The 16,531-nt window shown below is 63.8% G+C and carries 15 protein-coding genes; 7 read left to right on the forward strand and 8 right to left on the reverse strand.

Going from position 1 to position 16,531, the window contains the following annotated elements:
• From R4P65_RS25170 to R4P65_RS25180, 3 genes are all read right to left on the reverse strand, one after another.
• Positions 1-1,173 carry a cation:proton antiporter gene (locus tag R4P65_RS25170; RefSeq protein ID WP_230817187.1) on the reverse strand — a complete coding sequence of 391 codons (1,173 nt, stop codon included), beginning with the start codon at positions 1,171-1,173 and terminating at the stop codon, positions 1-3.
• 7 nt (positions 1,174-1,180) lie between these two features.
• On the reverse strand, positions 1,181-1,663 hold the full coding sequence (locus R4P65_RS25175) for a cation:proton antiporter regulatory subunit (RefSeq protein ID WP_021344116.1): 483 nt from the start codon (positions 1,661-1,663) through the stop codon (positions 1,181-1,183).
• An 86-nt stretch (positions 1,664-1,749) separates the two neighbouring features.
• Entirely contained in the window at positions 1,750-2,127 is a 378-nt protein-coding gene (locus tag R4P65_RS25180) for a DUF952 domain-containing protein (RefSeq protein WP_317828555.1), read from the reverse strand.
• Between the two features lie 234 nt (positions 2,128-2,361).
• On the opposite strand from R4P65_RS25180, the gene R4P65_RS25185 reads away from it, so the two are divergent.
• On the forward strand, positions 2,362-2,553 hold the full coding sequence (locus R4P65_RS25185; protein ID WP_230817185.1) for a hypothetical protein: 192 nt from the start codon (positions 2,362-2,364) through the stop codon (positions 2,551-2,553).
• A 108-nt stretch (positions 2,554-2,661) separates the two neighbouring features.
• Here the strand turns inward: R4P65_RS25185 and R4P65_RS25190 are convergent, their stop codons facing one another.
• Complete coding sequence (locus R4P65_RS25190) at positions 2,662-4,440, reverse strand: DEAD/DEAH box helicase (protein ID WP_230817184.1); 1,779 nt, start codon at positions 4,438-4,440, stop codon at positions 2,662-2,664.
• A gap of 256 nt (positions 4,441-4,696) precedes the next feature.
• On the opposite strand from R4P65_RS25190, the gene R4P65_RS25195 reads away from it, so the two are divergent.
• The gene (locus tag R4P65_RS25195; RefSeq protein ID WP_317828556.1) at positions 4,697-5,944 is read left to right on the forward strand and encodes a YihY/virulence factor BrkB family protein; all 1,248 of its coding nucleotides are present in this window, start codon (positions 4,697-4,699) and stop codon (positions 5,942-5,944) included.
• On the opposite strand, the gene R4P65_RS25200 is transcribed toward R4P65_RS25195, so the two are convergent.
• Positions 5,917-6,153 carry a DUF3039 domain-containing protein gene (locus tag R4P65_RS25200; protein ID WP_138868197.1) on the reverse strand — a complete coding sequence of 79 codons (237 nt, stop codon included), beginning with the start codon at positions 6,151-6,153 and terminating at the stop codon, positions 5,917-5,919. The two genes, R4P65_RS25195 and R4P65_RS25200, sit on opposite strands and share 28 nt — an antisense overlap.
• An 83-nt stretch (positions 6,154-6,236) precedes the next feature.
• Here R4P65_RS25200 and R4P65_RS25205 point away from each other — a divergent pair, with 83 nt between their 5' ends.
• The 3 genes from R4P65_RS25205 (at position 6,237) to R4P65_RS25215 (ending at position 9,253) form a co-directional block, all read left to right on the forward strand.
• Positions 6,237-6,596: a DUF3099 domain-containing protein gene (locus R4P65_RS25205; RefSeq protein ID WP_019748237.1), complete on the forward strand. Its 360-nt coding sequence runs from the start codon at positions 6,237-6,239 to the stop codon at positions 6,594-6,596.
• A 26-nt stretch (positions 6,597-6,622) separates the two neighbouring features.
• Positions 6,623-8,122 (forward strand): class I SAM-dependent methyltransferase, encoded by a 1,500-nt coding sequence (locus R4P65_RS25210; RefSeq protein WP_317828557.1) that lies wholly within the window; start codon positions 6,623-6,625, stop codon positions 8,120-8,122.
• A gap of 159 nt (positions 8,123-8,281) precedes the next feature.
• The gene (locus R4P65_RS25215) at positions 8,282-9,253 is read left to right on the forward strand and encodes a sigma-70 family RNA polymerase sigma factor (protein ID WP_003942639.1); all 972 of its coding nucleotides are present in this window, start codon (positions 8,282-8,284) and stop codon (positions 9,251-9,253) included.
• Positions 9,254-9,409: 156 nt separating this feature from the next.
• On the opposite strand, the gene R4P65_RS25220 is transcribed toward R4P65_RS25215, so the two are convergent.
• Together R4P65_RS25220 and R4P65_RS25225 are read right to left on the reverse strand one after the other, a co-directional pair.
• Positions 9,410-12,121, reverse strand: a complete 2,712-nt coding sequence (locus R4P65_RS25220) for a GNAT family N-acetyltransferase (RefSeq protein WP_317828558.1) — start codon at positions 12,119-12,121, stop codon at positions 9,410-9,412.
• On the reverse strand, positions 12,114-13,385 hold the full coding sequence (locus R4P65_RS25225; protein WP_230817180.1) for an acetoin utilization protein AcuC: 1,272 nt from the start codon (positions 13,383-13,385) through the stop codon (positions 12,114-12,116). Before R4P65_RS25225 ends, R4P65_RS25220 begins: the two co-directional genes overlap by 8 nt.
• A gap of 176 nt (positions 13,386-13,561) precedes the next feature.
• On the opposite strand from R4P65_RS25225, the gene R4P65_RS25230 reads away from it, so the two are divergent.
• Entirely contained in the window at positions 13,562-14,248 is a 687-nt protein-coding gene (locus R4P65_RS25230) for a metal-dependent transcriptional regulator (protein ID WP_003942150.1), read from the forward strand.
• A gap of 11 nt (positions 14,249-14,259) precedes the next feature.
• On the forward strand, positions 14,260-15,249 hold the full coding sequence (gene galE / locus R4P65_RS25235) for a UDP-glucose 4-epimerase GalE (RefSeq protein ID WP_230817179.1): 990 nt from the start codon (positions 14,260-14,262) through the stop codon (positions 15,247-15,249).
• Here galE and R4P65_RS25240 read toward each other — a convergent pair.
• Positions 15,246-16,379, reverse strand: coding sequence for a DUF4192 domain-containing protein (locus R4P65_RS25240; protein ID WP_317828559.1), 1,134 nt, complete (start codon positions 16,377-16,379; stop codon positions 15,246-15,248). The genes galE and R4P65_RS25240 overlap by 4 nt on opposite strands.
• Between the last annotated feature and the right edge of the window lie 152 nt (positions 16,380-16,531).

The following is a 16,531-nucleotide window of genomic DNA, read 5'->3' on the forward strand; positions in this document are numbered from 1 at the left end:
TCAGGACTTCGTACGAACCTTGATGTACAACGAGGCAGCCGGTTCGATAACTCTTGCCGCCACCGGACCGATCACCGCCATCAGGAGTACGTAAGCCGTTGCCAATGCCGCCAATTCGGCGTCGACCGCACCGGCGGACACTGCGAGCCCGGCAATGATGATGGAGAACTCACCGCGGGCGATCAGAGCAGCACCGGCGCGCGCCTGGCCCATTCGCGCGACACCCTGACGTCTGGCTGCCCATGCCCCGGTGATCAGCTTCGTGATCGCGGTGACGACGGCCAGGATCGCGGCCCACCCGAGGACCGGCGGAATGGAACTGGGATCGGTGTTGAGACCGAAAACCACGAAGAACATCGCGGCAAACAGGTCCCGCAGTGGCTCGAGTACGCGACTGGCGTTGTGCGCGGTCGAACCGGAGATCGCGATTCCGAGGAGGAACGCACCCACAGCCGCCGACACCTGCATCGCCGAGCTGATACCGGCAACCAACAGTGCGGCACCGAGCAGTTTGAGCAGCAGCGTCTCACTGTCAGGGCTGTCGAGAAGCGCCGAAACGTACCGTCCGTATCGTAGGGCCACAACCAGAACCACGGTGATGACCAACAACGAGATACCGACCGCTTCGAGTCCACCCAGGAAGCTGACGCCCGCGAGCATCGCGGTCAGAATCGGCAAGTACAGCGCCATTGCCAGATCTTCGAACACCAGAATCGACAGGACGACTGGCGTTTCGCGGTTACCGAGGCGCCCCAGATCGCTGAGCACCTTGGCGATGATGCCCGAAGACGAGATGTAGGTGACGCCGGCCATGACTGTCGCCCCAACAATGCCCCAGCCCAGAATCAAGCCGACGACCGCGCCGGGAGTCGCGTTGAGAACGATGTCGACGATGCCCGCTACTCGCGAGCGTTTGAGACCGGTCACGAGCTCGGCCGCGGTGTATTCGAGCCCCAACAGCAACAAGAGCAGGACGATCCCGATCTCACTGGCCAGATGGGAGAACTCGCCGATGTCTCCGAGCTGGATGAAACCGCCCTGCCCGAAGCACAAGCCGCCGATCAGGTAGAACGGGATCGGCGACATCCCGACGCGAGCAGCCAGTCGTCCGAGCAGTCCGAGCGCGAAGAAGACCGCGCCGAGTTCGATCAGTGCAAGGGTGGTTGTGTCCACGCGCCAGTCAGCCGTTGGCCAAGATCTTTGCCGCTGCGGCCAAACCGTCCGGCGTTCCGACGGCTACGAGAAGATCTCCCCCAGTGAAGGTGAAGTCGGGATTCGGGGACGGGCTCACCTGTCCTGCGCGCATGACGGCGACGATGGAGACTCCGGTACGCGTGCGCATGCCGGTGTCCCCGAGGGTCTGCCCGTCGTAGCGCGAGCCGTCCTTGATGTAGAGCTGTTTGGTTCGAATTCCCGGAAGGTCGCGGTGCTCTTCTTCGAGTTGGGCAACGAGCTGTGGGGCACCCAGGAGATTGCTGAGCGCTGCCGCTTCCTCGGTGGTCAGAGGCAGCGAGGCAGCACACGCGTCAGGGTCGTCTGCCTTGGACACGATGAGATCGGTATGACCGTCCCGATGGGTGACGACACCCACGCGACGACCGGAAGACAGAACAAAATCCTTGCGCGTCCCGATCCCCGGTAGTGGGGTGACTTCTACGTTCATATACCAACGGTAGCGCCGATCGGCGACCTGCATCGCGTGAGGGCCGTAATCCGCTGGGAGCCGTTCACGGTAGGCGTACCGGCGACCTACCGAACCGGCGGAAACACGCCGTTCTCATCCGGAAAATACTCGACGACAGCGATGACGGCAGCGACCGGAATCGGGGCATACAGATGCGGGAAACGCATCGATTCCGGGTCCGAGGGAACACCGGGTTCGTACTTCACCTGACCGCCGAGCAAGGCCGGATCGATGGTGAGAAGAACAATGTCGTCGCGGCCGGCGAAAATCCGATTCGCCGGGAGATGAACCTGCGCCGGAGTCGACATGTGGACAAATCCCTCGGCCTCGAATCCGTCGGGGATGCGTTCACCGATCTGTTGTGCTCGCGCCCATTCCTCGCGCGTGCACATGTGGAGCAACTCGACGCTCTCGTCGATACGTGGTTCGCGTCCCGGGTTCATCAGCCCAGAATATCGGGCTGAGGTCGACGATTCGAATCAGCTGTCAGCGAACAATCTTCACCGCAGAATGCCTGCCCAGCGCATTTCCAGTGAGACACAACACTAAGAAACGGCTTCGGGAACAACCCGTAAACCCCAAACGTCTGTAAGAGTGGATCTACCGCGCCATTCCGACGCGGCGGACCAGGCCCCAGGCACGCGGCCCGAATGCCGCAAAGCCAGTACGGAGGAGTCATGCCCGGAACACTGACCAGCCCACAGTTGACCGCTGCCGACCGGTGCGACCGGTGCGGTGCCGGAGCACGCGTACGCGCCGTGCTTCCCACCGGCGGCGAGCTTCTCTTCTGTGGACACCACGCAACCGAACACGCGGATCGACTTCGCGAGATGAATGCCGTCGTCTCCGACAGCGAACCCGCAATCTGACCTGTCAGCCGGGGGTGGCCTCTTCACGAGGCGCGCCATGAACGCCAGAACGGGCGATCACAATCACTGTGATCGCCCGTTCTGCCGTTCTGGGGCCGGTATCAGCTGCTACCAGCTGCGTAGGATCGCGATGCGCTCGGTCAGCTGATCCACGGTCGCGATGGCCGTCGGCGGGCCGCCGCACACCCGGCGCAGTTCCGCGTGAATGATGCCGTGGGGCTTACCGGTGCGGTGAACGTTCATCGCCACCAACCCGTTCAGCTCCTTGCGGAGCGCACCGAGTTGATCTGCCGTCGCCGCTCGATCGGATACCACTGCAGCAGTGGGTTGCGGGGCGGCGGCCTTGGCCGAGTTGGCCTCGACCTGCGTCTGCTGACGTTGACGCAGCAGCGCCCGCATCTGATCGGCGTCGAGTAGGCCGGGGAGTCCGAGGTAGTCGGCTTCCTCGTCACTTCCGGCGAATGTCGCGGTACCGAAGGATGATCCGTCGTAGATCACCTGGTCGAGCTCGGCGTCGGCGCCCAGGGACGTGAACGCCTTCTCCTCCTCTCCCAGTTCGTCCTTCTGCTTGTTCGCATCGGCGAGCAGGTCGTCTTCGAGGCCGTCCTTCTCACGATGCGGCTTCCCGAGTACGTGGTCACGCTGAGCCTCGAGCTGTGCGGCAAGGTCGAGGAGCACCGGTACCGAAGGCAGGAAGACGCTGGCAGTCTCGCCCTTGCGACGCGAACGCACGAAGCGCCCGATCGCCTGAGCGAAGTACAGCGGGGTCGACGCGCTGGTCGCGTACACACCGACAGCCAGACGTGGAACGTCGACGCCCTCGGACACCATCCGGACCGCGACCATCCATTTCTGGTCGCTTGCACCGAATTCGGCGATTCGCTTTGACGCGGTGGGGTCGTCGGACAGTACGACGGCCGGCTGTTCGCCGGTGATCGCGGCGAGCGCCTTCGCATACTCGCGGGCCACTGTCTGGTCGGTCGCGATGACAAGTCCGCCGGCATCGGGCATACCGGTACTGCGCAGCTGCGCCAAACGGGTGTCTGCTGCGTGCAGCACGGCAGGAATCCAGTCCCCGGCAGGGTCCAAGGCCGTCCGCCAGGCCCGAGTCGTCTGCTCGGCGCTCAGCGGCTCGCCGAGCCTGGCGGTGAATTCCTCGCCCGCGTTGTTACGCCACCGCGCTTCGCCCGAGTAGGCGAGAAACACGACGGGTCGGACCACGCCATCCTTGAGCGCATCCGAATATCCGTAGGAGTGATCGGCTTTCGAGCGGAGCAGACCTTCCTTGTCCGGCTCGTATTCGACAAAAGGAATGGCGCTGTCGTCACTGCGGAACGGGGTTCCGGTCAGCGCGAGCCGCCTGGTCGCGTCGCCGAAAGCCTCACGAATGGCATCGCCCCAGCTTTTCGCGTCGCCGCCGTGGTGGATCTCGTCCAGGATGACCAGCGTCTTGCGGCCCTCGGTGCGCACACGGTGCTTCGACGGGTGCGAGGCAACCTGGGCGTAGGTCAGCACGACTCCGTGATAGTCACTCGAGGTCTGGCCGGTCGAGTTGGAGAACCGCGAGTCCAATGCCAGGCCGGAGCGCTGAGCGGACTCGGCCCACTGGTGCTTGAGGTGCTCGGTCGGGGCCACGACGGTGATCTGGTCGACCGTCCGGTCGCGGAGCAATTCCGACGCTACTCGCAGAGCGAAGGTGGTCTTACCTGCTCCAGGCGTTGCAACAGCCAGAAAGTCACGGGGACTGCTGGAAAGGTATTTGGTCAGTGCACGGCGCTGCCATGCACGAAGGGAACCGGTAGGGGCGCCAGGCTGGGTTCCCGCGGATTGGGCTCCGGCAGGTTCGGTCGAATTGCCGAATTCGGCTGCCACGGTCTCAGACGTCATAGGCCGCGCCTCCACTGGAATCGCACTGTTGTCTCGCGCTCCTCGAATTTTCATCAATGTCCGGCGACGAGCCTAGCCGCCGCCACCGACGAAAGCCGCACTCGAAGCGCGTACTCATGGCCGTTCTCACTCCGGCCGGCGACGTTTCACTGCTCTCGCATCCTGCCGACCTGCACGCGAATTGTCTCAGAAATGTGCGACACGTCGGCGCCATGGTTGGGCAACCGGGTGTGTCGTCAGGGATGCTGGAGACATCATGAGTGAAGCGCGAGGCGACAAGTCGAGCGGAAGTGATCTGCACCACCGCAGATGGCATCCGCTACGCCGCACCGGGCAGTTGATCGGTCGCACACTGAGCAAGGCCTGGGACGATTCCATCTTCGGAAAGGCGGCTACGGCCGCGTTCTGGCAAACGCTGTCACTGGCTCCCCTCCTGCTCGGCCTTCTCGGAATGATCGGCTACATCGGTGGATGGTTCGGACCCAACACCGTCGAGATCATCGAATCCAAGATCGTCACGTTCAGCGGAACGATCTTCAGCGAAAGCGTCGTCGACCAGATCATCCGCCCGACCGTGACGGACGTCCTTCAGCGCGGACGCCCGGAGATCATCTCGGTGGGCTTCCTGCTCTCCCTGTGGGCGGGATCATCGGCGATCAGTACGTTCGTCGACTCGATCGTGGAAGCACACGGGCAGCAGGATGCGCGCAATCCCATCTGGCAGCGCATTTTCGCCCTGCTGCTCTACGTGATGTTCCTGGTGATGGCGGTGTTCATCCTGCCGCTGGTAGCTCTCGGGCCGACGCTCGTCGGGCGAGCACTGCCCGCCTCCTGGTACGAAGTGGGATCGAATCTGGTCGACACCTTCTACTACCCCGCTGTCGGCCTGCTGGTGATCATCGGCCTCACGACGCTCTACAAGGTCGCTCTGCCGAAGTCGCTGCCGTGGCATCGACTTCTCGCCGGCGCTCTGGTCGCCGGTGTGTTCTTCATGGCCGCCAGCACCGGATTGCGCTGGTACCTGGGATTTGTCACCAGCACCGGATACACGTACGGCGCGCTGGCAACGCCGATCGCTTTTCTGCTCTTCACGTTCTTCCTCGGTTTTGCCGTCGTGCTCGGCGCCGAGTTCAACGCGACGGTGCAGGAATTCTGGCCGGCTCGTGCCACCCGGATGGAGCAGATGCGAGAGTGGCTCGCTTCTCAGAACACCGACGACGCCACGGGCCCGGTCGCCAACCTGACCTGGCACTTGGCCACCAGCCCGATCCGCATCTCGGGCGACAAAGCGGATCCGGCCACGGTTCCCTCGTATGGACGGCCGCGCAGCAGACAAACGGAGTCGCGCCAGAACTCCTGCAACGACCAAGATCCTTGCGGTAAGCCGGACACAGACGCGAAGAGCCCGGCGTCCGACTGCGTCGAGGCTGTCGATCCGCCGAGCTCTGGGAGTTCTCCCGCTCGCGTGAGCAGAGGTCACTCGCCCTTACGGAGTCCTTCGTAAATCTTCTTGCAGTCCGGGCACACCGGTGATCCGGGCTTGGCGGACTTCGTCACGGGAAACACCTCGCCGCACAAGGCGACGACATGGGTGCCCATGACGGCGCTCTCGGCGATCTTGTTCTTCTTCACGTAGTGGAAGAACTTCGGGGTGTCGTCGTCGGTCGTTTCGTCGGTGGAGACGTCGGGACGTTCCTTGGTTTGAGTGCTCACCCCTCCAATAATGCCGTCTCCGTCACAGCGGTGCGACCCACGGGTCGTGTGCAATTGTCGGCCGAGAGTGGAACAGTGGAGACATGGCACGAAATGGCGCGTTCGGCAGGTCCGACGAGGCCGGGACTCCCGACAATCCCGTACTGATCACCGAAGCGCAGAAGTCCGTCGAAGAACAGCACAAAGCCCGAGTGCGCAAGTACATGATCATCATGTCCTTCCGGTTCCCGGCGTTGATCCTCGCGGCGATCGCGTACGGCATCTGGGCCAACGCCTGGATCTCGATGCTCATCATCGGTGCATCCATTCCGCTTCCCTGGATCGCCGTCCTGATCGCCAACGACCGACCACCGCGCACCAAGGACGAGCCGAGTCGATACGACGGGCGAAAGAAGACCGCAGGCGAGATCGAATCCGCGACGCACCACACCATCGAAGGCTGACAAGTTCCGCCTGCGAGAATGACCGGGTGAGAAGCGAAACGCTCCTGTCCATCACCCCTGCGCTGCGTGAGGCTCTGCTTCGCAATCGATTCGACACCGGAACCATGCTCGACGCATTGGGGCCCGAAGTTCACGCCGCTCTCGGCCGTAGTGAACCGGTACCTGTCCGCCGCGCCACCCTCGAACGCGGGGACCTGGGCGTTCTCATCAGACTGTTCCTTCTCGCCGATGACTGCCCCGCGGCCGATGTTGCTGCGGCGCTGGCTCCGTTGACGGTGGCGCAGTGTGTCGACGCCGGTCTGCTCGAAGGCGAGAACTTCGACAGTGAGAACCCGCTGGTGCGGGCCGCGGTCGATCTTCGCCCCATCGACGTCGGCGACGGCGATCGTTGGGTGATCTCGGATCTCGACGGCGGAATCCGCCCGAAGAAGGCCACAGCCGATCACGTGCTCGGTGTCGGCCATGCATCGCTGTCCTTGTTGCAGGCCACGCCCACCGCGAGGGTCGGCAGCGTGCTCGATCTCGGCACGGGATGCGGCATTCAAGCCCTTCACGCGAACACGTATGCCGATTCGGTCACGGCAACAGACATCAATCAACGCGCGGTCGATCTGACGGCCGCGACCATGGCGCTCAACGGACTCGACGTCGAACTCCTTCAAGGGTCCTGGTTCGAACCCGTCGAGGGTCGAACCTTCGACCAGGTGGTCGCCAATCCCCCGTTTGTCGTCGGCGAGGCACGCGTCCATCACACGTACCGCGATTCCGGCCTCGATCTCGACGGTGCGAGCGAATTGATGATCTCGCGCTCGATCGACTACCTGAACCCCGGCGGCACGGCAGCACTGTTGGCGTCGTGGGTACACATCGAAGGGCAGGACTGGCGTTCGCGGATCGCGTCGTGGCTGCCGGCGCACGGAGTCGACGCCTGGGTCGTGCAGCGCGACGTGGCGGATCCGGCTCTGTATGTCGGAACGTGGCTCAAGGACGGCGGGCAGGATCCACGGGACCCGGAAACGGCGTCCAGAGCGAACGCCTGGCTTGACCACCTCGAAGAAGCCGACGTCGAAGGCGTCGGATTCGGGTTCGTCTTCCTCCGGCGTACCGACTTCCCCACCGATCTGATGGCCGAGGACCTCATGCACGGGTTCTCGGACCCGCTCGGGGCCGAGTCGTCGGCGTACTTCGATCGTCTTGCCTGGTTGCGTGAACACGACGTCCTCGAGGAACGATTCGTCCTCGATCCGGACACGGCTCTCGAACGCGTCTACCTCCCCGGCGACGAGGGATGGCAGCAAGTGGTCACGCGTGTGCACCGCGGCAACGGACCGCACTGGCAGCACGAGATCGACGAGCTCGGTGCTGCGCTGCTCGCTGGGCTCCGAGCGGACGGATTGGTGGTCGACGAACTGGTGGAACTTCTTGCTGCTGCGAACGGCGAAAACCCGGACCAGCTACGTGAGGCGGTCGTCACATTGCTGGTCTCGCTGGTCCGTCACGGGTTGGTGCTTCCCGTCACGAATTGAGTTCCCGGTGAGTTGCAGATTTTTGTGTTCTCAGCAACTTCTCAGGACGACTGGGAAATAACTGCAGGTCACGACGATTTAGCGGAAATCGGCACGGGAACTTTCCCGGAACTCTCACACGTTGAACTGTGTGAGAGACCGCCGATAGGGAGGCAAGTCATGACAAGCCCCAGCACCACTACTCGCATTCGTCCGAGCGCCGCAGATCTGGACGCCCAGAGCCCGGCCGCAGACCTGGTCCGCGTCTACCTGAACGGGATCGGTCGTACCGCACTGCTGACAGCAGCAGACGAGGTCGAACTGGCGAAGCGAATCGAAGCGGGGCTGTACGCCAGCCACGTTCTTGCCACGGGAAAGCGCCTGACAGTCGCCAAGAAGAGGGATCTCGCAACGATCGTTCGCGAGGGACAGTCGGCGCGTAGCCACCTCCTGGAGGCGAACCTGCGACTCGTCGTGTCGCTGGCCAAGCGCTACACCGGCCGCGGTATGCCGCTCCTCGATCTCATTCAAGAAGGCAACCTCGGACTCATCCGTGCCATGGAGAAGTTCGACTACGCCAAGGGCTTCAAGTTCTCGACGTACGCCACCTGGTGGATCCGTCAGGCGATCACCCGCGGAATGGCTGATCAGAGCCGCACCATCCGGCTCCCAGTCCACCTCGTGGAGCAGGTCAACAAGCTCGCCCGCATCAAGCGCGAACTGCACCAGCAGCTCGGGCGCGAAGCGACGGACGACGAGTTGGCCGAAGAGTCGGGCATCCCGGCGCACAAGATCGCCGACCTGCTCGACCACAGCCGCGACCCGGTAAGCCTGGACATGCCTGTGGGCAACGACGAAGAAGCGCCCTTGGGCGATTTCATCGAAGATTCCGAGGCGACCTCAGCTGAAAATGCCGTCATCGCCGGTCTGCTCCACAGCGATGTGCGCAGCGTGCTCGGGACGCTCGACGAGCGTGAACAGCAGGTCATCCGACTTCGCTACGGTCTCGACGACGGCCAGCCCCGCACCCTCGATCAGATCGGCAAGCTCTTTGGTCTCTCGCGCGAGCGGGTTCGTCAGATCGAGCGTGAGGTCATGGGCAAGCTCCGTGTCGGTGATCGCGCCGAGAAACTGCGGTCATACGCCAGCTGATCAACGCTGCCGTCTGATCAACACAGCACGTGCGTGGGCGCGCCACACCACTCGCGCTGACGCACCGCACAAAGCACCGGCCACCGCTATTTCCCTCCCCCTCGGGAAATGTGCGGTGGCCGGTGTTGTTCGCTGCGCCTGTCGCAACCGCCGTATCTACCGCAACCGCCTTGGCCCAAGGTCGATTGCGCTCGGTTCGGGTCCGATTCGGACGCGTGAATCGGTGATCTCCGCTCCCGTGGCCGAAGCGAGTACCGGCTCGCAGGCCAGTTCGCGGACTTCGGGAAGGTCGTCGGCCAGCGCCGAGATGCGCTGAACCAGATCCACCAACGCACCCTTGTTGACCGGAACGGCGTTGCGATATCCGGATAGAAGCGGCGCTGCCTTGGGCGCGTCGATCAATTCCGTTGCAGCGTCCTCGGTGAGTGGCAGCACACGATAGGCACGGTCGCCGAGGAGATCCGAGATCACACCGGCGAGCCCGAACGAAATCAGCGAGCCGAACGACGGGTCGTCCTGGACACCGACCACACATCCGATGCCCTTGGTCGCCATTTTCTGCACGTGCAACAGCGGTTCACCGGACGCGGCCGCAAGGTCGCGGTACGCGAGGCGCACAGATTCCGGTCCACTCAGGTCCAGCCTGACGCCGCCCAGATCCGGTCGATGACGCCACATTTCGCCGGTTGCCTTGACCGCGACCGGATAACCAACCGCATCCGCTGCCTCTACAGCTTCGTCTTCGCTCAGGACCGAACGGAATTCGACGACGGCGACGCCGTAGCACTCGAGGAGAGCCGCCGCTTCCACGTCCGAAAGCCAACGCCCAGGAGAGTTTTCAAGCCAATCGGCCACCATCTTCTGGGCTCGTTCGGAGTCGATACCCACGGGGCGGACAACCTTCGACGCAGGCTTGCTGCGCCACTCCGCGTAACGCCAAGCCCTCGCCAACGCCAGTGCGGCACGCTCTGGCCCCGGGTAGGACGGCACCGAACCGCGGGTCGGGTTACCGACTTCGTCACGGACCGCCAGGACGTCCGGCACACCCTCGGCCGCGAGGAATGTCGTGAGAATCGGCTTGTCCGAGCCGGCCACCGCGTCTTTGAGCGCTTTCGCGAACGGTTCGACCGGTATCGCAACGGGAGGAACGAAGACGGCGATGACGGCATCGACGTCGAACGACGCCAACGCGTCGCGCACGGCAGTGGCGAACAGATCCGGGCTCGCCTGTGCGCCAAGGTCGACCGGGTCGCTGACCTGCAAACCTTCACTGCGGGCGGCGTCCGCAGCCAGGACCCCGAGCGCAGTCGAATTGCCGATGACGGCAAGCCGTGGACCGGCCGGCAACGGCTGATACCCGAAGAGCAGTGCACAGTCGAACAACTGTGAGATGGAGCCGACCTGGATGACGCCGGCCTGTTCGAAGAGGGCGCGGACGATCGAATCGTCAATCTCGACTCCGGTGGCGGCAAGCACCGGCGGAACCGCGTGCCGACCACTCTTGACCGCGACGATCGGCTTCTTCCGCGCAACTCGACGAGCGATGCGGGAGAACTTTCGGGGGTTGCCGAAGCTCTCCAGGTAGAGAAGTACCACTTCGGTGGACTGGTCGGAATCCCAGTACTGCAGAAGGTCGTTGCCCGAGACGTCCGCACGGTTACCGGCAGAAACGAAGGCGGACAATCCGATTCGGCTGCGCGCAGCCTCATCGAGAATGGCGATACCGAGCGCGCCTGACTGACAGAAGAAGCCCACGTTGCCTGCCACCGGCAAAACCGGCGCCAGCGTCGCATTCAACGAAATCGCCGGGTCGTTGTTCGCCACCCCCAGAGCATTCGGACCGATGAGACGCATTCCGTGGGCACGGGCCGCGTGGACCAGTTTGCGTTCGGATGAGCGCCCGTCCGGACCACTCTCACTGAAGCCGGACGAGACGACCACCAGCGCTTTGACGCCCTTGTCGAGGCAGTCGTCAAGTACCGAATTGATGGATTCCGCAGGAACCGCCACGACAGCCAGGTCGACGTCGTCGGGGATGTCACGAACAGTCGGGTACGCCCGCACCCCGTGCACCGACCGATGCTCGGCATTGACGGGGTAAACAGGTCCGGTGAATCCGCCGCGCAGCAGGTTGGTCAACACCGCGTTACCCACCTTGGCAGGGTCCGCCGATGCGCCGATCACGGCCACCGATCGTGGACTGAGTACGTTACCCATGCTGCGCGCTTCGGCTGCCCGCTCCCGCGAATTACGTACCGAAACAAGCGCTTCTGTCGGGTCGATCGCAAATTCGAGTCGCAGCACGCCGCCGTCGAACGAGCGACTCACCTGGTAACCAGCCTCACGGAACACCGTCACCATGTTGCGGTTCTCGGAGAGGACTTCGGCGACGAACATCGTCAGGCCGTTCTCGGCCGCTGCTGCTGCCAGGTATTCGAGCAGGATCGGTCCGAGGCCGCGCCCCTGGTGTGCGTCGGCAACGACAAAGGCGACCTCGGCAGACTTGCCGTCCCCTACGTCGAGGAGTCGCTCGTATCGGCCCACCGCGATGATCTCGTCGCCGAGCATCATCACGAACGCGACGCGATTGTGGTGGTCGACAGTCGTGAAATTCTTGACGTCGCGCGCCGACATCGTGGGGTACGGGCCGAAGTACCGCAGGTACCGTGTGCGCTCGGAGAGTTTGCCGTGGAATTCGACGAGCTTGTCCGCATCCTCGGGAACGATGGGTCGCAGCGCCACAGCGCCCCCGTCGGAGGCGAGGACGTCGACTACCCACGAATGCGGATATGTGTGGGCGGGATCGGTCGCGGGAGCCTCGCCGCTCGTTCCGGCGCCGGCTGCTTCGGTATCGGACTGTTCAGTCACGGGGATCCTCCGGGTCGAGTCCGAGTAGCGGGAACGAAGCGCGGCGCGTCGCGATGATCGCCGAGTCGATGCGGGTGAGCGCACGATCTACCGAAGCGACACCTGTCTCCGGTGTACCACCCGGGCCGTCCCACGGCGTGTAAGCGACATCGCCGCCATCTCCCATGGTCGGCGGGAGGTCGACGCTCGGCGCACGAAGTTTCGTCGAGTCCTTCCAGTCTTCGGGGACAGCTGTGTCGACGTCGATCTCGCGATCGAGCGCGGCCGCGATCAGGTGGGTCCACGCCCTCGGCACGACGCGAACCAGTCCGTATCCCCCGCCGCCGACCGCCAGCCACCGCCCCTCGGAGTAGCGGTCGGCGAGGTCACGCATCGCCAGGAACGCGGCACGCTGACCGTCGACGGTGAGGGCGAGGTCCGCGAGCGGGTCCTCGCGGTGCGAATCCACTCCGCACTGACTGATGATGATCTGCGGGCGGAAGGCTGCAATGGCACCCGGGACGACAGCGTGAAAAGCGCGCAGCCACAACGCGTCGACGGTCCCGGGCAGCACCGGGATGTTCACCGCTGTACCTTCGGCCGCGCCGTCGCCGACTTCGCTCGACCACCCGGTGTTGGGCCACAACGTTGCCGGATGCTGGTGCAGCGAGACCGTGAGTACTCGGGGGTCCCCGAGGAACGCATGTTGCACACCGTCGCCGTGGTGAGCGTCGACGTCGATGTAGGCGATGCGGTCGTAACCGTTGTCGAGCAGCCACGAAATCGCCACAGCCGCATCGTTGTACACGCAGAATCCCGAAGCCCAATCCGCCATCGCATGGTGCATGCCGCCGCCGATGCTGACCGCACGACGCGTACGTCCCGAAGCGATTTCCTGCGCTGCGGCCAACGAACCGCCGGCGAGGATCGCACTCGCTTCGTGCATGTGCGGGAACACGGGGTTGTCCTCGGTACCCAGCCCGTGGGGAACATCCTGGCCGCTCACACCGTTGTTCGCAGAGTTACCCGCGTCTTTGACCGCTGCAAGATATGCCGGTGTGTGGATTCTGAGGAGGTCGGCATCGGACGCTGCGCTCGGTTCGAGAAACTCGATGCCCTCGAGAAGTCCGAGGCTTCGCGAGAGCGCCATCGTGAGATCCAGACGGGTGGGATTCATCGGGTGATCGGCGCTCCACCGATAGCTCAGGTACTCCGGACTCCACACCACGACTCGATTCGCTCGAGACGCCGCGGGGTCCCCGTCAGATCTGATCGACGCGGTCATGGGATCACGCTACTTCCTTCTCGTTTCGTGCCGCACACCACACTCGTGGCCCGCTACGGAGACCGAGATCGAGTGAGACGAATCCAATTCGGACACGCGCTGGACTCGCCGCGGTGGAGGCGGCACCGGAACCACGAACTGAACGGTAGAATGATCAACTGACGAAGGGGTTGAGTGTGAAGGATCTAGTCGACACCACGGAGATGTATCTCCGGACGATCTACGACTTGGAAGAAGAGGGCGTAGTCCCACTCCGGGCGCGGATCGCCGAACGGCTCGAACAGAGCGGACCCACCGTCAGCCAGACAGTTGCGCGTATGGAGCGCGACGGCTTGCTGATGGTCGCCGGCGATCGACATCTGGAACTCACCGACAAGGGTCGCGATCTCGCGATCTCTGTCATGCGTAAGCACCGGTTGGCAGAGCGCCTGCTGGTGGACGTCATCGGTCTCAAATGGGAAGACGTACATGCCGAGGCATGCCGTTGGGAGCACGTGATGAGCGAGGAGGTCGAGCGTCGACTCGTCGTCGTTCTGAACAACCCCACGACGTCGCCCTACGGCAACCCGATTCCGGGGTTGGACCAGTTGGGACTCGACGGCCCGGTTGCCACCACCGAAACGTTGGTGCGCCTGACCGATATTCCGCACGGCGCACAGACAGCTGTGGTCGTTCGGCGACTCGCCGAGCACGTGCAGTCCGATCCCGAGGTGATCGCGCAGCTGCGTGACGCCGGCGTCGTTCCCGACGCCAGGGTGACGGTCGAAACCCGTCCGGGCTCGGTGACCATCATCGTGCCGGGTCACAGCGGATTCGACCTGTCCGAGGAAATGGCTCACGCCGTTCAGGTCAAGCAGGTCTGAGGAAGTAGTAGATGAAACTCCTGGTCACCGGCGGCGCCGGTTACGTCGGCAGTGTGTGCAGCACTGTGTTGCTCGAGCGTGGACACGAAGTTGTCGTCATCGACGACCTCTCCACCGGAAATGCCGACGCGGTGCCTGCCGGTGCCGAGTTCATCGAAGGGGACGCGGGGGCTCTGGCCGCCGAGGTCCTCGGCAGTGCGGGTTCACCGGTTTTCGACGGCGTACTTCACTTCGCGGCACAGTCGCTGGTCGGCGAATCGGTGTTGCACCCCGAAAAGTACTGGCGCGGAAACGTCGTCACGACCATCGACTTGCTCGAGGCGATTCGCATCTCGGGTACTCCCCGCCTCGTGTTCTCCTCCACCGCCGCAACGTACGGCGAGCCGGAGCAGTCCCCGATCGTGGAGGCCGCTCCGACCCGCCCTACCAATCCGTACGGCGCGACCAAGCTCGCGATCGATCATGCGATCACCTCGTACTCGATCGCCCACGGCCTCGGCGCGACCAGCTTGCGCTACTTCAACGTCGCGGGCGCGTACAAGTCCGCCGGCGAGAACCGGGTGATCGAAACCCACCTGATTCCGCTCGTCCTGCAGGTCGCGCTCGAGCAGCGAGACAAGATCTCGGTCTTCGGAACCGACTGGCCCACGCCGGACGGAACCGCAGTACGCGACTACATCCACGTGCTTGACCTCGCCGAAGCGCATCTCCTGGCTCTCGAATCCTCGGTTCCCGGCGAGCACCGCATCTACAACCTCGGAAGTGGTGCCGGCTTCAGCGTGCGCGAGGTAATCGCTGCCTGTGCGCGGGTCACCGGCCTGCCGATCAACGTCGAAGACGCGTCACGACGCCTGGGTGATCCGGCCGTGCTGATCGCATCGAGCGACAAGGCCATTGCCGAGTTGGGTTGGACGCCCACGCGTACCGATCTCGACGTCATCGTCGCCGATGCATGGCAGTTCCTCCAGGATCTGGGCGACCGCTCGCACGCTGCTCGCTAGCTTCCACTCGGCAGTGCCGGCGGCAAGCCGGCGATTCCGAGCGATTCCCCGATGGACAATCCGACGGCCGCGAGGTCGCGGATCCCGTCGGGGCGCACGCCGGATTGAAGGGAAAGATCCAGCAATCCGGCCAAAGTGTGTTCCGAATCGGCCGACAGTGCGGCCGACAGCGCGACACCCGCCAGAGGGCCGTCCCCGCGAACGTATGCAAAGAACCCGAGAAGTGTTGCCGGCCAAGCTCGTTCGGGAGACGGTACTTCATGGGTGAGTACGAGCCACAATTGCTCAGCATGTGCCGCAACTGACGTGATCGCCAATCCCAACACCACGTCGCGCACGTGTACGTCCGTCAAAGCGACCACCAGATCGGCGCATTCCTGCGGGTCAGGGCAGCGAGTGCCTGCCTCAACACGGCGGACATGTTCCAACACCAGATCGACCCGGCGCTGAACTGCGGTTTCACCGCTCGGCCCCCCGCTGTACGCACTCGATTCTCGTCGGCTCGCGATCAGTCGGGCAATCGTGTCGTGATTGCGAGCGGCACCGTGTACCCACCGGACCAGTTCCTCACGCGAACGGCGAATGACCCTGCCGCCCAACACCTGTGCAGCCGCAACCGACGAAGATGCCGGGTCGGGCAGGGTGCCGCGGTGAATCGAACGCGTGACGCTCGTCCACGGCTGGCCAGATTCTATTGCGGCCGTGCACAATACGTCGGCCAGCTCGACGCAGGTTCCGCCGAGCATGTCTTCGAATACCTCGGCCAGCTCGATGGTTTCATCGATGAGAGTTTCAGCTGCCGAGCAATCGGTGATCACCACGAGAACTACCGCACGCGCGCCTTCCCCGTCACAGACAGCGGCGAACTGGCGCAGCGCCGCGCTCATCTGCCTCGCGGGCTTTCCCCTGACACTGGGAAAGTAGTCGTGCCGCATCACCGGGCCGAGCGTCGAGGCGGAGGCGCCCATCAGAGACAGCGCAACCACAGAGTTGGATGGATGGAAGCCCAGGAGTGCGGGTATTGCCGCGATCAATTCCCCTGGATCGGAGACGCGTTCGACGCATCCGAGAAGGGCGGCAAGGTCGTCGTCGGAGAATTCGAATTCTCCCGGAAGAGGTGATGTTGTCATGCACAGACCGTCGCTGATCACCCCGACCCGGCAGTCTGCTCGACCAGGGAAAACAGCTGCGTCGAAGTTATCTGTGGACTACCGCATGTGTTGGGGACCAAGTACCGCGCCGCACCGAGCAGTTCCGCTACTTGTCGGACCTGTGTGCTGCG

Origin of the sequence: Rhodococcus sp. IEGM 1318 (assembly GCF_033142465.1) — a bacterium.
GTDB classification, from domain to species: Bacteria; Actinomycetota; Actinomycetes; order Mycobacteriales; family Mycobacteriaceae; genus Rhodococcus_F; species Rhodococcus_F qingshengii_B.

What these genes read in the sequence shown, in the direction of transcription:
- R4P65_RS25175 (WP_021344116.1), bottom strand. Translation starts at nt 1,663, where the DNA reads ATGAACGTAGAAGTCACCCCACTACCGGGGATCGGGACGCGCAAGGAT.
- R4P65_RS25180 (WP_317828555.1), bottom strand. Translation starts at nt 2,127, where the DNA reads ATGAACCCGGGACGCGAACCACGTATCGACGAGAGCGTCGAGTTGCTC.
- R4P65_RS25185 (WP_230817185.1), top strand. Translation starts at nt 2,362, where the DNA reads ATGCCCGGAACACTGACCAGCCCACAGTTGACCGCTGCCGACCGGTGC.
- R4P65_RS25190 (WP_230817184.1), bottom strand. Translation starts at nt 4,440, where the DNA reads ATGACGTCTGAGACCGTGGCAGCCGAATTCGGCAATTCGACCGAACCT.
- R4P65_RS25195 (WP_317828556.1), top strand. Translation starts at nt 4,697, where the DNA reads ATGAGTGAAGCGCGAGGCGACAAGTCGAGCGGAAGTGATCTGCACCAC.
- R4P65_RS25205 (WP_019748237.1), top strand. Translation starts at nt 6,237, where the DNA reads ATGGCACGAAATGGCGCGTTCGGCAGGTCCGACGAGGCCGGGACTCCC.
- R4P65_RS25215 (WP_003942639.1), top strand. Translation starts at nt 8,282, where the DNA reads ATGACAAGCCCCAGCACCACTACTCGCATTCGTCCGAGCGCCGCAGAT.
- R4P65_RS25225 (WP_230817180.1), bottom strand. Translation starts at nt 13,385, where the DNA reads ATGACCGCGTCGATCAGATCTGACGGGGACCCCGCGGCGTCTCGAGCG.
- galE (WP_230817179.1), top strand. Translation starts at nt 14,260, where the DNA reads ATGAAACTCCTGGTCACCGGCGGCGCCGGTTACGTCGGCAGTGTGTGC.
- R4P65_RS25240 (WP_317828559.1), bottom strand. Translation starts at nt 16,379, where the DNA reads ATGACAACATCACCTCTTCCGGGAGAATTCGAATTCTCCGACGACGAC.